General features: G+C 73.2%; 12 protein-coding genes and 2 pseudogenes. 8 read left to right on the top strand and 6 right to left on the bottom strand.

The features are described 5' to 3' along the window. Positions 1 to 85: 85 nt before the first annotated feature. The 5 genes and pseudogenes from ABZ822_RS28160 to mgtA all read left to right on the top strand — a co-directional run. Positions 86 to 667, top strand: a pseudogene (locus ABZ822_RS28160) (thioredoxin domain-containing protein); the annotation flags it as partial. Beyond that, complete coding sequence (locus ABZ822_RS28155; protein WP_360860195.1) at positions 664 to 1,569, top strand: cytochrome c biogenesis CcdA family protein; 906 nt, start codon at positions 664 to 666, stop codon at positions 1,567 to 1,569. The pseudogene ABZ822_RS28160 and the gene ABZ822_RS28155, both read left to right, overlap by 4 nt. Before the next feature lie 520 nt (positions 1,570 to 2,089). Then, a complete protein-coding gene (locus tag ABZ822_RS28150; protein ID WP_360860192.1) occupies positions 2,090 to 3,064 on the top strand; it encodes a helix-turn-helix domain-containing protein in 975 nt (324 codons plus the stop codon). A 155-nt stretch (positions 3,065 to 3,219) separates the two neighbouring features. Beyond that, a complete protein-coding gene (locus ABZ822_RS28145; RefSeq protein ID WP_360860189.1) occupies positions 3,220 to 3,582 on the top strand; it encodes a metalloregulator ArsR/SmtB family transcription factor in 363 nt (120 codons plus the stop codon). Positions 3,583 to 3,587: 5 nt separating this feature from the next. Then, positions 3,588 to 6,230: a magnesium-translocating P-type ATPase gene (mgtA, locus tag ABZ822_RS28140; RefSeq protein WP_360860186.1), complete on the top strand. Its 2,643-nt coding sequence runs from the start codon at positions 3,588 to 3,590 to the stop codon at positions 6,228 to 6,230. A 148-nt stretch (positions 6,231 to 6,378) separates the two neighbouring features. On the opposite strand, the pseudogene ABZ822_RS28135 reads toward mgtA, so the two are convergent. Then, positions 6,379 to 7,389 (bottom strand): annotated as a pseudogene (locus ABZ822_RS28135) (LCP family protein); the annotation flags it as partial. A 289-nt stretch (positions 7,390 to 7,678) separates the two neighbouring features. Here ABZ822_RS28135 and tatA point away from each other — a divergent pair. Further along, the gene (gene tatA, locus ABZ822_RS28130) at positions 7,679 to 7,960 is read left to right on the top strand and encodes a Sec-independent protein translocase subunit TatA (RefSeq protein WP_360860182.1); all 282 of its coding nucleotides are present in this window, start codon (positions 7,679 to 7,681) and stop codon (positions 7,958 to 7,960) included. Positions 7,961 to 8,002: 42 nt separating this feature from the next. Here the strand turns inward: tatA and ABZ822_RS28125 are convergent, their stop codons facing one another. The 3 genes from ABZ822_RS28125 to tsaD form a co-directional block, all read right to left on the bottom strand. Then, positions 8,003 to 8,434, bottom strand: a complete 432-nt coding sequence (locus ABZ822_RS28125) for a Sec-independent protein translocase subunit TatB (RefSeq protein ID WP_360860179.1) — start codon at positions 8,432 to 8,434, stop codon at positions 8,003 to 8,005. Positions 8,435 to 8,584: 150 nt separating this feature from the next. Continuing rightward, complete coding sequence (locus tag ABZ822_RS28120; RefSeq protein ID WP_360860176.1) at positions 8,585 to 9,139, bottom strand: GNAT family N-acetyltransferase; 555 nt, start codon at positions 9,137 to 9,139, stop codon at positions 8,585 to 8,587. Continuing rightward, the gene (tsaD, locus tag ABZ822_RS28115; RefSeq protein WP_360860173.1) at positions 9,136 to 10,203 is read right to left on the bottom strand and encodes a tRNA (adenosine(37)-N6)-threonylcarbamoyltransferase complex transferase subunit TsaD; all 1,068 of its coding nucleotides are present in this window, start codon (positions 10,201 to 10,203) and stop codon (positions 9,136 to 9,138) included. The genes ABZ822_RS28120 and tsaD overlap by 4 nt, the downstream gene beginning before the upstream one ends. 205 nt (positions 10,204 to 10,408) lie before the next feature. Here tsaD and cbiE point away from each other — a divergent pair, with 205 nt between their 5' ends. Together cbiE and cobM are read left to right on the top strand one after the other, a co-directional pair. Next, the gene (gene cbiE / locus ABZ822_RS28110) at positions 10,409 to 11,752 is read left to right on the top strand and encodes a precorrin-6y C5,15-methyltransferase (decarboxylating) subunit CbiE (protein ID WP_360860170.1); all 1,344 of its coding nucleotides are present in this window, start codon (positions 10,409 to 10,411) and stop codon (positions 11,750 to 11,752) included. Beyond that, complete coding sequence (cobM, locus tag ABZ822_RS28105) at positions 11,749 to 12,498, top strand: precorrin-4 C(11)-methyltransferase (RefSeq protein ID WP_360860167.1); 750 nt, start codon at positions 11,749 to 11,751, stop codon at positions 12,496 to 12,498. Before cbiE ends, cobM begins: the two co-directional genes overlap by 4 nt. 123 nt (positions 12,499 to 12,621) lie before the next feature. Here the strand turns inward: cobM and ABZ822_RS28100 are convergent, their stop codons facing one another. Further along, positions 12,622 to 13,254 carry an HAD-IA family hydrolase gene (locus ABZ822_RS28100; RefSeq protein ID WP_360860165.1) on the bottom strand — a complete coding sequence of 211 codons (633 nt, stop codon included), beginning with the start codon at positions 13,252 to 13,254 and terminating at the stop codon, positions 12,622 to 12,624. A gap of 130 nt (positions 13,255 to 13,384) precedes the next feature. Beyond that, positions 13,385 to 14,545, bottom strand: coding sequence for a cobalt-precorrin-5B (C(1))-methyltransferase (locus tag ABZ822_RS28095; protein WP_360860162.1), 1,161 nt, complete (start codon positions 14,543 to 14,545; stop codon positions 13,385 to 13,387). Between the last annotated feature and the right edge of the window lie 7 nt (positions 14,546 to 14,552).

The raw sequence follows: 14,552 nt of genomic DNA, 5'->3' as shown, positions 1-14,552 counted from the left end.
CAAACTGGAGTTGTTGCGCGATGAACAAGCGAACCGTGTGCTGTGCAGTGTCCGCTGCCCTCGCATCGACGTTGTTTCTTGGCGGTTGCGGAGGCTCGCGCGCCGCAAGGCCGGGGACACGATGGCGCAGGGCCGCAAGGACGCGCCCGTCGTGCTCGTCGAGTACGCCGACTTCGCCTGCTCGTTCTGCGGGAAGTTCGCCCGCGACACCGAGCCCGGACTCGTACGGAAGTACGTCGAGCGCGGCACTCTCCGGATCGAGTGGCGCAACCTGCCGATCTTCGGCGAGGACTCCGAGCGCGCGGCGCGCGCGGCCTGGGCGGCCGGCGAGCAGGGCCGTTTCTGGCAGTTCCACCGGGCGGCCTACGCCGACGAGGACTCCAAGGCCAAGGGGTTCGGGCCGGAGCGCCTGGACGCGTTGGCGCGTGAGGCCGGGGTCCGCGACCTGAAGCGGTTCCGCCGCGACCTCGGCAGCGACGCGGCGCGCGCGTCGGTGCGCCGCGACCAGGAGGAGGGATACGGACTCGGGGCGACCAGCACCCCGTCCTTCCTCGTCAACGGGCGGCCGATCGCGGGGGCTCAGCCGGGCGAGGTCTTCACCGAGGCGATCGACGCGGCCGCGAAGGCGGCGCGGGAGCAGCCGGGCGGGAAGGGTGCGTCCCGGTGACCGACATCGGCTATCTGGCCGCGTTCCTGGGCGGGTTGCTCGCGCTTCTCAGCCCGTGCAGCGCCCTGTTGCTTCCGGCCTTCTTCGCGTACTCCATACAGTCCCAGGCCCGGCTGCTGGCCCGGACGGGAATCTTCTACCTCGGTCTGGCGACCACCCTGGTCCCGCTGGGCGCGGCGGGTTCCTACGCGGGACGCCTCTTCAGCGCCCACCGTGACCTGCTCATCGCCGTGGGCGGTTGGCTGATCATCGCCTTCGGCGTGGCCCAGATCCTCGGGCTCGGCTTCGCGTCCCGGAGGCTCCAGGCGGCGTCGGGACGTATCCGGCCCACGTCCGCCGCGTCGGTCTACGCACTGGGTGCGGTCTACGGGCTGGCCGGTTTCTGCGCCGGCCCGATCCTCGGGAGCGTCCTGACGGTGGCGGCGGTGAGCGGCAACCCGGTGTACGGGGGCGTGCTGCTGGCGGTGTACGCGCTGGGCATGGCAGCGCCCCTGTTCCTGCTCGCCCTGCTCTGGCAGCGCTACGACCTGGGCCACCGCCGCTGGCTGCGCGGCAGGCCCCTGCGGCTCGGCCGCCTGCGGCTGCACACGACGTCGCTGGCGTCGGGTCTCTTCTTCGTCGCCATCGGCGCGGTGTTCCTGCTCTACGACGGGACGTCCGCGCTGCCGGGCCTGTTCGGCGTCAACAGCGCCTTCACGGCGGAGCGTTGGGCCCAGCGGCTGGGTGCGGCCGTCCCGGACGCCTTGCTGCTGACGGGTGTGGTGGTGGTCGTCGCGGCGGTCCTCGTGGTCCGCGGGGTGCGTGCGCGGCGCCGCGAAGGGGCGCCGGAGGGCGCGGGCCCCGAGGACCGCCTCGGGGCGCCGGGCGGTGCGGACTCGCCCGGCCAGCGGCAGGAGACCTAGCGCACCGGCACCTGAGATGCCTTCCGGCTTCAACGCCCGTTCACTGAAGGGGCGTTGAAGCCGGGGAAGGACGTGGTCCCCTCGCGTGTGACGCGCTGTGCACGGCACCGCACGGTACGCCCCGCCGCCGACATCGTCCACGTCTCGGTCGCGAGGACGGAGGTGATCCGGAGCCGTACCCGTCACCGTACTGCGGGCGGACGCCGGGCGTGATCGGAGAATCCGTGACCGCAGAGTTCCACCGTCGAGGTGGCCCTGGCCGTGATCGACCGCCGACTGGGCGTCCTGCGGGGAGCCTGCGGCGGGCGGTGGATCCGCGGTGACCCGTGCCCGCTGATACCCCCGCAGCAGGTGGGGCGGCCGCGTCGGACCCGCCGCGAGGATGCCGGGACAGGCCAGGGATGCGCCGGGTTCCGGTCATCCCGCGCGGGTCTGGGTGCGCCGTCGTGAACCGCGGTGCACAGGCGTGTCAGCCTCCTCGGTGGCGACGACCGGAGCGGTATGGCGAGGAGGGGGCTCCGTGCTGGGAGCGACGGTGTTCCGGACCGTGGAAGTGGACCCGGCCGACCGGTTCGACTGCTGGCGCGAGCTGATGTCGAAGACCTTGTGTCCCATGGAGATGAGCAGCGAGGACGCGGACCGGTTCCAAGCGGAGACACGGCTGTTGGAACTGGGACCCGTCAGCGTGTGGCCGACCGTGGTGAAGCCCATGACCTGGCGGAGGACGTCCCGGCTGATCCGGCAGTCCGACCCGGAGAACTATCACGTCACGCTCACGATCGCCGGGTCCGTCGGGGTCACCCAGGCGGACCGGGAGACCGTCCACGGGCCTCTGGAAATGCACGTGGCGGACACCTCGCAGCCGTTCCACTGCGTCACCAGCTCCCTGCGGGCGGTGGGTCTGGAGGTGCCCAGGAGGCTGGTGCCCCTCCGCAAGGAGAGGGCCGACCTGCTGCTCAACCGGCACCTACCGGTGCATGAAGGCTACGGAAGCCTCCTGGCGCAGCTCCTGGGGCAGTTGGCGAAGGACACGGGAGCGTACGGCCCCGCGGACGGGCCGCGGCTGGGCTCGCTCATCGTCGACCTGCTGTCCTCGCTGCTGGCCCATGTCCTCGACCGGGACACGTCCCTGCCCCAGGAGACCCGTCAGCGGACCCTGACCCTGCGCATCCGGGACTTCGTCGAGAACAACCTGGGCGATCCGGGGCTCACTCCGCGCGCCGTGGCGGAGGCGCACCACATCTCGCTGAGCCATCTGCACCGCCTCTTCCAGCAGGAGGAGGAGACCGTCGCCGCCTGGATCCGCCGCCGGCGCCTGGAACGCGTACGCCGCGACCTCGCCGACCCGGTTCTGAGCGACACCCCGATCCACGCCCTCGCGGCCCGCTGGGGCTTTCCCCGCGCCGCCGACTTCAGCCGGGTCTTCCGCCGGGCGTACGGAGTGCCGCCACGGGAGTTCCGGCGGCGGGCGCTGGTGGGCACCGGGACGGGGTGAGCGGCGGGGCAGGCCACGAGCGCCGGACACCGTACTCGTGCGGTCCGCCCGAGCGCCCGGGGTTTCCCGGAGAGGCGCCTAGACTGGGGCAGCGCGAACGCGGTGCTGACGCCGCGGGCGCGGTGGTGACGATCGGGGCGGAACGGGAGAAGGCTGTGGCGGCAGGCGTCGATGGCTTCGAGGATCCGTCCGCCGAGGTGCTGGCCGAGGCGGCCGCGGCCTTCGGGCTGCTGGCGTCGTCGGCACGGCTGCACATCATGTGGGCACTGGCGCAGGGCGAGAGCGATGTGACGGCTCTCGCGGACCGCGTGGGCGGGGCGCTGCCCGCGGTCAGCCAGCACCTCACCAAGCTGAAGCTCGCCGGTCTCGTACGCGCCCGCCGCGAAGGGCGGCGACAGGTGTACTTCGTCGACGACCCCGACATCGTCACCGTGGTCCGGTTGATGGTCGGGCAGCTCACGGCCCGCGCCGGGGACGCCTCCCCGCCCGTGGCCCGGCTGCGCGGGACCGGTGCCTGAGGCCGGTGCCCGAGCACGTCACGGCACCTCCGCACGCCCCCGCCCTCGAGGCCGGGGGCGCGACGCCGGACGCGCCGACCGTGCTGGAGGTGCTGCGACGGCTCGGCACCGGCACGCGGGGGCTGACCGAGACGGAGGCCGCGGAGCGCCTGGCCCACTCCGGCGCGAACACGGTTCCAGACCGGCACGGCCCGTCCTGGCCGCGGCTCGTCGCCCGCGGCCTGCGCGATCCGTTCACCGCGGTGCTGCTGTGCGCGGGCGCGGCGTCGGCGCTCGTGGCCTGGTGGGGCACCGCTTGTGTGGTGCTCGTCCTGGTCGCGGTCGGCGTGGGCCTGCGCGCGTACGGGGAGCAGCGGGCCGACCGGTCCATGACGGCCCTGCGGGACCTCGTGGTCTCCACGGCGACGGTGCTGCGCCGCGACAGCGCGGGCACGGCGCCGGTGGAGCGGGAGATTCCCGTGGAGGAGCTGGTCCCGGGCGACGTGATCCGCCTGGGCCCCGGCGACCTGGTGCCGGCCGATGTCCGTCTCCTGCGGGCGTACGGTCTGTCGGTGCACCAGGCGGTGCTCACCGGAGAGTCGTCCCCGGCGCCGAAGGACGCCTCCGATACGGCGGACGCGTCAAGAACCCCGGACACGGCACGGGACGACGGCCTCCTCGCGCCTCAACTGTGCTTTCAGGGCAGCAGTGTCGCGTCCGGGAGCGGCACCGCGGTGGTCGTCGCGACCGGCGCGCGGACGCGGCTGGCCGCGGCGCACGGACTTCTCGCCGCCCGGCGCGAACCGGGCGCCTTCGACCGCTGTGTGCACGGCGTCTCCTGGGCTCTGGTCCGGCTCATGCTGCTGGTGCCGCCTCTGGTGCTGCTCGCGGACGCGGCACTGCGCGGGCGGGGCCTGGCGACGCTGCCGTTCGCGATCGCGGTGGCGGTCGGCCTGGTCCCGGAGATGCTGCCGGTCGTGGTCACCACCTGCCTGGCGCGGGGAGCCGGGGCCCTGGCCCGTACGCGCGGGGTGCTCGTACGGCGGCTGCCGGCGCTGCACGACCTCGGTGCCGTCGACGTCCTGTGCCTGGACAAGACCGGGACCCTCACCCGGGACCGGCCCGTCGTCGAGCGCGCGCTGGACGGGCGGGGCCGGGAGGATCCGGAGGTGCTGCACTGGGCCGCGGTGAACGCGTGGTGGACGCTGCAGCTCGCGGACCTGCCCACGCCCGACGCCCTGGACGAAGCGGTCCTCGACGCGGCGGGCGAGGACGGTCCGGCGGCGTACGAGGGGGTGGCGGCCGTACCGTTCGATCCGGTACGGCGGTTGTCGGTCGCCGTCGTCCGGACACCCGGTCGGCTCGGCACGCACACCGTGGCCGTCAAGGGCGCCGTCGAGACCGTCCTGGAGCGCTGCGCGCTGACCACGGAGGAGCGCGAACGCCTCCTCGTCGCCGCCGCACGCCAGGCGGGGCGGGGCCTGCGGGTGCTGGCGGTCGCCGCCGCCGAACGCCCTGTCCGCCTCCGTGCCCCCTCCCCCGCCGAGACGCGCGGGCTGACCTTCGTGGGCTTCGTCACCCTGCGGGACACGGTGACAGACACTGCCGCCGATGCCCTGGCGGCGCTCGCCGACCGGGGCGTCACCGTCAGGGTCGTCACCGGCGACCATCCGGGGACGGCCGTACGGGCCTGCCGCGATCTGGGGATCCCCGTGTCCGCGGGCGGGGTGCTCACGGCCGACCGCGTGGACGCGATGAGCGACGGTGAACTCGCCGAGGCTGCCGGGCGCGTGACCGTCTTCGCCCGCTGCGCTCCCGGACACAAGGCGAGGATCGCCGCCGCCCTGCGTGCCGGTGGGCACACCGTCGGGTTCCTCGGGGACGGCGTCAACGACCTGCCCGCGCTGCGCGTCGCGGACGTCGGGATCGCGCCGCGCGACGCCGTGCCCGTCGTCCGGGAAACGGCGGACGTGGTCCTCGCCGGAAAGGACCTCGGCGCCGTCGGCCACGCCATCGAAGAAGGGCGCCGGTCGAGCGGCAACATCACCACGTATCTGTGTGTCAGCCTGTCCTCGAACCTCGGCAACGTGGTCGCGATGCTCGTGGCGGGCGTGCTCCTCCCCTTCCTGCCGATGCTCCCTTCGCAGGTGCTGGTGCAGAACCTCTGCTTCGACGCGGCCCAGCTCGCCTTCGCGCACGACCGCCCGCACCCGGGGGTGCTGCGCCGCCCGACCGTGGTGCGCGCCCGCGGCCTGCTGCGCTTCGTGACGGGATTCGGCGCCCTCAACGCCGTCGCCGACCTCGCTACTTTCGCCGTGCTCGCGCTCACCTTGCACGGGACCGGCTCCCTGGGCGACGAAGCGCTGTTCCACTCCGGCTGGTTCACCGAGAACCTGGTGACGCAGGCGCTGGTGATGGTGCTCCTGCGCGCGGGCGGAAACGCGGCCCGGGGAGGCATGCCGGGGCCGGTCGGCCGGGCGGCGGTCGCGCTGGCCGCCGCGGGCGTGCTGCTGCCGCTCTCGCCGCTCGGACCGCCGCTCGGCCTGACCGCGCTGCCCCCTCTCTTCTACGCCCTGCTGGTCGTCGTACTCGCCCTGTACGCGGCCGCGTTGGCCGTGCTGCGGGCACGCCGCGCCGGGGCGGGCGGGGAGCCGCGCGCCGCCGCGTGAACCCCCGGTGCGGGCGGCGCAGGCGTCATCCGAAGGAGAGCCCGGAGCAGAGGTCGTCGGCGGCGGACCGGGAGTCGTCCTTGACTCTCGGGGGCACGGGAGAGGTGCTCTTCATCCCACGACCGTCCTTGCCGCGCCTCTCCTTGTCCTTCTCGCTCTTCCCGCCCGCGAACTTGCCGTCGATCGTCCGGTCGTCCTTGATCGCGCGCCACAGGGCGTCGGTGTCCGGCTGGACGAGGGCGACACGCGAACCCTCGTACCGCCAGGGGACGGTGACGAACCTGACGTCCGACAGGTCGATGTCCTTCAGCGACATCGCGAACGAGATCAGCTTGTCGGCGGATCCGAGCCCCGGGTCGACGGTCAACGACTTCGTCGCGGCGTCCGCGAGGGGCAGCAGCCTGGTCGGGGTCAGCCCGTCGCTCTTCACCTTGGCCATCAGGCTTGCCACGAACGCCTGTTGGCGCTTGATGCGGCCGATGTCCGAGCCGTCCCCGATGCCGTGCCGGATGCGGACGTAGTCCAGCGCCCGGTCCCCGGCGACGGTCTGCCTGCCCTTGCGGAGCAGCCTTCTGCCGCGGGTGGCACGGCCCGGGTCGAGGTCCTTCTGGTAGACGTCCTGGGGCAGGCACACCGGCACGCCCCCTACCACGTCGGTGAGGCGCGAGAAGCCCTTGAAGTCGACGACGACGGTGTGGTCGACGCGTAGTCCGGTCAGCTTCTCGACCGTGTTCTGGGTGCAGGCGGGGTTGCCTTCGTCGGTCTGTCCTGTCGAGTAGGCCTCGTTGAACATCGTGTTCCGCCGGGTGCTGGTCCAGGAGCCGTCCGGGAGCTTGCAGGGCGGGATGTCGACCAGGGTGTCGCGCGGGATGGAGACGGCGACGGCGTGGCGGCCGTCGCCGTAGACGTGGAGCAGGAACGCGGTGTCGGAGCGGCCCGTGTCGTCGGCGCTGCCGCCGCCCAGGGCGGAGTTGCCGGAGGTACGGGCGTCGGAGCCGAGGACGAGCACGTTCCGGCCCTTGGACGAGCCGGGCGCCGGGCGGTTCCGTGCGATGCCGTCGGCGCCGAAGGTGTCGATGTTGCCGTCGAGTTCGGCGTAGAGCCAGCCGGCGCCGGCCACGATCAGGGCGAGGACGGCGGCGGCGACGGCGAGGGCCACCCGCGTACGGCGCCGTCCGCGGCTGCTCCTGCGTCGCCCGCCGCCCGCTCCGCGTCGGGAGCGACGATCGGAACGACGGTCCGAAGGACGGTCGGCATGACCGTCGAAACGGCGGGACGGCTTGGGCGCGGTCCTCCTGTGGCGCGGTCCCTGCCTGCGGCTGGTCGTCGTCGTCGTACGCGTCGCGGTGCGCGTGGAGATGCGGCTCATATCCGAGAGGACGACCGAAGACGCCCATTGGTTGTACAGTTGCGCAATCCAGCAATTATCAAGAAGGAGGGTGGGGCGGATGATCCGCAACGCACTGGAACCCTGGCACCTGCTGATCGTGGTGCTCGTCGTGATCGTGCTGTTCGGCTCGAAGAAGCTGCCGGACACCGCGCGGGCCCTGGGCAAGTCCATGCGGATCCTCAAGAGCGAGGCCAAGGCGATGAAGGGGGACGACGGCGCCCCGCCGACCCCCACGACAACGGCATCCCGCGCCGGAGAAGGCCCGGCGGCACCGCACGTCGTCAAGGCCGCACCAGGCGAGGCCCGTCCAACGGCCGCCGAGGACGCGTCCACCCGCTGAGACCGCCGACCCCCTGCCCCGGCGAGCACGCGCGGGCCCCCTTCAGGTGGCATCCGGGTCGAACGGCGGGTGCGCGGCCGCCTCGACCGGCTCGTCCTTCATGAGGCCCACCGGAGCCGTCGCGGACCGCGCCGACCCGTCGCCACCCCTCCCACCCCTCGCGGTCGCGGCGACCTCCGCGATCTCCTCCCTGGGGTCGAGAGCCTGCCGGACCTCGTCGAGCCCGAGGCGATCACCACCCTGGAGCTGCTTGCGCACGAACGCCCGGGGGTCGAGGTCCTCGAACTCGAAGTCCTTGAACTCCGGCCCCAGTTCGGAGCGGATCTGCTCCTTGGCGCCGTCGGAGTACTCCCGCACGGCGCGCAGGAAACCCAGCGCCTTCCCGACAGCCCCCGGCAGCCTCTCGGGACCGAAGAGGAGAAAGCCGAGAACGGCCATGGCGACCAGCCCCAGCGGGCCCACATCAGCGAACACCTACCCCACCCCATCACCGTCCGGATCACCTGCACACAGCCCCGACACTTTCAATATTGCGCAAGTAATGCAACCATGGCGAGTGGCGGACGGCGACCGCCAGAGAGCGATCAGAGACCGGCCGGAACGGTCAGAGAGCAGCCGGAACGGTCAGAGAGCAGCCGGGTGGCGGGGGCCCAGGAAGACGACGACGCCCCGGCCCTCGGGCGCGGGGTGGGTGGCCTGACGCCAGCCGATCCGCCGGTAGAAGCGGAGCGTGGAGCGGGCCCGTACGGAGGTGAGCAGCCAGCACCGGCCGTCCTGCGCCGGGGCGGTGACCCGCTCCAGCAGCGCGGCACCGAGGCCGAGGCCGCGCGCCCCGCCGCGGACGGCGAGCTCGTCGACCTCACGGCCGCCGCACAGCCAGGCGCCGGTGCGCTCCGGCCCCAGGGCCGCCGTGACCTGCGAATAGCTGCGGTCGGACGGGAACGGCTCGGGGGTGGTCCAGCCGGTGGCGAAGCCCAGTACGCGGTCGCCTTCGAGGGCGACCGCCGCGGCGAAGCCCGGTCGGGCCGCATCCGCGGCCAGCCGCTCCAGATAGGCGTCGGCCATCGACTCCTCCTGGCCCCAGGGCGGCCGGGCGAAGGCGTCGGCGTACACCTGCCGTACGCCGTCGCCGTACGCCGACAGCCGCTCGCCGCCCAGGAGTTCGACGCGGGCGCTCATACCGCGGCCTCCGGAGCGAGGCCCGGCGTCAGGGCGGCGAGGTGAAGGGGCGCGGACGGGTCGATGGAGAGGTGGAGCGGCGCCGGAGCGGCTCCGGCCCGTACGAGCAGGTCGCCGACGGCGGCGATCATCGCGCCGTTGTCCGTGCACAGCCCCGGCCGCGGGACGCGCAGGGTGATGCCCGCGGCCCGGCAGCGCTCCTCGGCCAGCGCGCGGACACGGGAGTTGGCGGCCACGCCTCCCACCACGACCAGGGTGCCGACGCCGTGATCGGTACAGGCGGCCACGGCCTTCGCCGTGAGTACGTCGGCGACGGCCTCCTGGAGGGAGGCGGCGCCGTCGTGCAGCGGGAGTTCGGCGCCGGCGGCGCGGTGACGTTCGGCCCAGCGGGCGGCGGCGGTCTTCAGACCGGAGAAGGAGAAGCCGTACGGGTACGCCCGGGACGCGGCGAGCGGCCGCGGGAAGTCCACCGCGTACGGATCGCCGTCCCGTGCGGCCCGGTCGACGGCCGGTCCGCCGGGGTAGGGCAGCCCGAAGATGCGGGCCACCTTGTCGAAGCACTCCCCCGCCGCGTCGTCGAGGGTGTCTCCGAGGTGCGTGATCGGATCGCGCACCAGGTCCCGTACGAGCAGCAGGGAGGTGTGGCCGCCGGAGACGACGAGGACCATGCAGGGCTGCGGCAGCGGGCCGTGGTCGAGGGTGTCCGCGGCGACATGCCCGGCGAGGTGGTGCACGCCGTGGAGCGGTACGCCGAGCGCGTAGGCCAGTGCCTTGGCGCCGGAGACGCCGACCTGAAGGGCGCCGGAGAGCCCGGGCCCTGTCGTCACCGCGACGGCACCGATGTCGCCGTAGCCCAGTCCGGCGTTCTCAAGTGCCCTGCGGATCACGGGAGTCAGGGCCTGTACGTGCGCGCGTGCCGCGATCTCCGGCACCACCCCGCCGAAGCGGGCGTGTTCGTCCATGCTCGACGCGACGGCGTGCCCGAGGAGGCGGCCGTCGCGAACCAGGCCCGCGCCCGTCTCGTCGCACGACGACTCGATGCCCAGCACCACCGGTGACGCCATGACCCACTCCTCTTGCCAGGTTTCCGTAGTTGCAACCTATACGCAATAAGTGAGACGGGAGGGGTCCCGGAGAGGAGACGCAGGTGAGGCGGCCAGTAGAGTGCGGTTCCGCACGCCCTCCCGTCCCCGTCACACGCGCCGACCGCCACCACCACACCTCCCGTCCCGTCACACACCGCGTCTCCCCGTCCCGAGGAATCCCGCCGTGAGCCCCGCACCCGAACCCGCCGTGACCGTCGTCGGCATCGGCGCCGATGGATGGACCGGGCTCCCCGCGCCCTCGCAGGAAGCGTTGCGGAGCGCGGAGACACTCATCGGAAGCGCGCGCCAACTGGGCCTTCTCCCCGAGGAGTGCGCCGGTGAGCGCGTGGCCTGGCCCTCGCCCCTGCGACCGGCCGTCCCCGGGCTGCTCGCCGCGCACGCCGGACGCCGCGTCTGCGTCCTGGCCAGCGGAGACCCCATGTTCTACGGCATCGGACGGGCGCTCACCGAGGTGCTGGGCGCGGACGACCTGCGCGTACTCCCGCATCCGTCCTCCGTGGCCTACGCGTGTGCGCGCCTGGGCTGGTCTCTGGAGGACACCGAGACGGTGACGCTCGTCGGGCGACCGGTCGCGGGCATGACGGCGGCGCTGTACGACCACCGCCGGCTGCTCGTCCTCAGCGCCGGATCCGCCACCCCCGGCGACGTCGCCGTCCTGCTGCGGGACCGCGGGTTCGGACTGAGCCGGATGCGCGTACTGGAACGGCTCGGCAGCGAGGAGGAGCGGTGCGTGGAAGGGGTCGCCGACACGTGGGCCGAGCCGCCGGGCGACCCGCTGAACGTCGTGGCCGTCGACTGCCGCATCGCGCCGGACGCCGTGCGGCTCGGCGCCGTTCCGGGACTGCCCGACGAGGCGTACGAACACGACGGCCAGCTCACCAAGCGACACGTACGCGCCGCGACGCTCGGGGCTCTCGCGCCCGCGCCCGGGGAACTCCTCTGGGACGTCGGCGGCGGCTCGGGTTCCATCGCCGTCGAGTGGATGCGCACCCATCGCTCGTGCGCGGCGATCACCGTCGAACGCGATCCGGTACGGGCGGAGCGCATCGTCCGTAACGCGAGGGCGCTGGGCGTACCGGGTCTGCGTGTCGTCACCGGGGCCGCGCCGGGTGCACTGGCCGAACTGCCGCCTCCCGACGCGGTGTTCATCGGTGGCGGGCTGACGGCACCCGGGCTGCTCGACGCGTGCTGGGACGCGCTGCCGCCCTGCGGCCGTCTGGTCGCCAACACCGTCACCCTGGAGTCCGAGGCCCTGCTCGCCGCTTGGCACCGCCGCCACGGCGGCGACCTGGTGAAGCTCTCGGTCGCGCACGCCGTGCCCGTGGGCGGCTTCACCGGCTGGCGTCAGGCCATGCCGGTCACGCAGTGGTCCGTGCGCAAGGCCGACGCCTCCGAGACCCACGCCGACTCCGCCACCGGCACCGGCACCGGCTCCGGCTCCGGCTCCGCAGGCGATGCCGACACCGCGACCGACTCCGCCGATCCTCCGACGGGAGACCAGAGATGACCGTGTACTTCATCGGCGCCGGGCCCGGCGCCGCCGACCTCATCACGGTGCGCGGTGCCCGTACGCTCGCCTCCTGCCAGGTCTGCCTGTACGCGGGGAGCCTGGTGCCGCGCGAACTCCTCGACGCCTGCCCGCCCGACGCCCGCCTGGTCGACACGGCGAACCTCACGCTCGACGCGATCACGGCCGAGCTGTTGCGCGCCCACGAGGAGGGGCACGACGTGGCGCGGCTGCACTCCGGCGACCCGTCGGTCTTCAGCGCGGTCGCCGAGCAGATGCGGCGCCTGGACGCGGCCGGCGTCCCGTACGAGGTGGTGCCGGGCGTACCCGCCTTCGCCGCCGCTGCGGCAGCGCTGAAGCGGGAGTTGACCGTGCCGACGGTAGGTCAGACCGTGATCCTCACGCGCATCGCCCAGCAGGCCACCCCCATGCCCGAGGGCGAGGACCTTGCGACGCTCGGCCGCAGCGGCGCCCTCCTCGTGCTGCACCTCGCGGCCCGCTACGTGGACCGGGTCGTGGACGAGCTGCTGCCCCACTACGGCGCGGACTGCCCGGCCGCGGTGGTGGCGATGGCCAGCCGCCCTGACGAACTGGTGCTGCGGGGAAGGCTCGACGGCATCGCGAGCCAGGTGAAGGAGGCGGGCGTCGTACGGACCGCGGTCATCATGGTCGGCCGGACGCTGGGCGCGGAGCAGTTCCGCGACAGCCACCTGTACTCGGCGGAACGCGACCGGCACAGCTGTTAGCCGCTACGGTCTTCCTCTCGTCCCGTACCGGGAACACCGCCGGATCGATTCCCGCTCGGCAGCGGAGGATTCAGGACGCCTCCCGGCTTCGACCGGGCTGGTGGCCGAAGGGGACGTACCTGCTCAGCCGGCGAGTACGGTGCCCAACGCCTTCCGGAGGTCGGCAGGTTCGCGGTACCGCACTCCGGTCATCCCGAGTTCCACGGCGGCCCGGACGTTCTCCGGCCGGTCGTCGACGAACAGGCACCGGTCGGCAGGGGCTCCTGCCAGCTCCGCAGCGATCTCATAGATCTCCCGGTCCGGCTTGGCCACCCCTACCTCGGCGCTGCCGACCACGTGGTCCGCCAGATCCGTCAGTCCCATCGTCTCGAGGTCGCGTTCGAGCTCGGAAGTCGCGTTGGTCACCAGTACCAGGGGCATCCGGCTCCGCACCCGCCGCAGCATGGCCACCACGACGTCGTCCGCCCGGAACGGAGCATCGGCCAGAGCCGACGCGAGCTCGACGGCTCGCGCCTGCGGTACCTGGTCGGAGAGCGCCGACACGATGGAGTCCACCCATTCCTCTTTGGTGATCTTGCCGAGCAGGAGCGGCAGATCGATGTCAGGGGCGTAAGCCACACTTGCGGTGGAGCCCTCGGCCAGTCCGGCAGCACGCTCCAGTTCGGCCAGTCGCGCCATGTCGTAGAAACGGATCACGTTGTCGAGGTCGCACAGCACCGCGTCGCAGGGCCTGCTGGTCGTCCCGGAAGGTGTCACGTCTCCAGGAGTAGCACAGCGCTCGATCGCTGCCGGACCGCAGCTCGCAGCGGCAGATACCGGGCGTCGGTCGCACGGCTGAACGGTGCCCGCCTCCGGGTTCGGTGTGCGCCGGGTGATGAGGGCCCGGTCAGGCCGGCGCGCAGCGGCCGACGACCGTTCCCGCGCGGTCGATGCAGAGGACGTCGACCGCCACCGGCGCACCGCGCAGCACCTCCAGGGCCTGGTCGCGGGCGGTCAGTGCGACGAGGTCGCCCAGGGGTACGCCGTGGGCCCTGCACAACTGCAGTGCGGCGAGGCCCGTGTTGGCGTGCGCGACCTCCGCGGCGAGGGCGTCGTCCGCGCCGCCGTGCCGGGCCAGTTCCGCGAGGAAGGGCTTGTCGACCTGGGAGCGGGCGGAGTGCAGGTCGAGATGGCCGGCGGCCAGCTTCGAGAGCTTGGCGAAGCCTCCGCAGAGGGTGAGGCGTTCGACAGGGTGGCGGCGTACGTACTTCAGTACCGCGCCGGCGAAGTCGCCCATGTCGAGCAGCGCGTCCTCGGGGAGGCCGTACACGGACACCACCGTCTTCTCGGAGGTGGAGCCGGTGCAGCCCGCCACGTGCGTACGTCCCGCCGCTCGCGCCACGTCCACGCCGCGGCGGATCGAGTCGATCCAGGCCGAGCAGGAGTAGGGGACGACGACGCCGGTCGTCCCGAGGATGGAGAGGCCGCCGAGGATGCCCAGCCGGGGGTTCCAGGTGGAGCGGGCGATCTCCTCGCCGTCGTCGACGGAGACGGTGATCTCGACGTCACCGCTCCCCCGGTGGCGTTCGGCGACGCGCGCCACATGGTCGCGCATCAGCTGCCGCGGCACGGGGTTGACCGCCGGTTCCCCCACGTCGAGCGGCAGCCCGGGGCGGGTGACGGTTCCCACACCCGGACCCGCCCGGAACACCACGCCCGACCCGGCCGGCAGTGGCCGGACGGCGGCGCGGACCACGGCGCCGTCGGTGACGTCGGGGTCGTCGCCCGCGTCCTTGACGATCGCGGCCATCGCACGGCCGTCGCTCAACTCCTCGGCCGCCAGCGCGAAAGCCGGGGTCTGGCCCTTGGGCAGGGTGATCGTCACGGGGTCCGGGAAGTCGCCGGTCAGCAGGGCGGTGTACGCGGCGGTGGCGGCGGCGGTCGCACAGGCCCCGGTCGTCCATCCGGGCCGCAGGCCGGTGTGCTTGAGTTGAGCGGCGCGCCCACCCGCGGCCGCTCCTCCGCCCGTACTCGTCTCCGTCCGTCCGCCCGTGTCCGGTTCAGCCACGAAAGGC

The organism is Streptomyces sp. NPDC047108 (genome assembly GCF_040643575.1).
Classification (GTDB): Bacteria; Actinomycetota; Actinomycetes; order Streptomycetales; family Streptomycetaceae; genus Streptomyces.
This window is presented reverse-complemented; position numbering and strand designations above follow the sequence as displayed.

Bases quoted from the DNA above. Each gene is read 5' to 3' on its own strand.
- tatA (WP_360860182.1), top strand. From the start codon at position 7,679: ATGATCCGCAACGCACTGGAACCCTGGCACCTGCTGATCGTGGTGCTC.
- ABZ822_RS28120 (WP_360860176.1), bottom strand. From the start codon at position 9,139: ATGAGCGCCCGCGTCGAACTCCTGGGCGGCGAGCGGCTGTCGGCGTAC.
- tsaD (WP_360860173.1), bottom strand. From the start codon at position 10,203: ATGGCGTCACCGGTGGTGCTGGGCATCGAGTCGTCGTGCGACGAGACG.
- cobM (WP_360860167.1), top strand. From the start codon at position 11,749: ATGACCGTGTACTTCATCGGCGCCGGGCCCGGCGCCGCCGACCTCATC.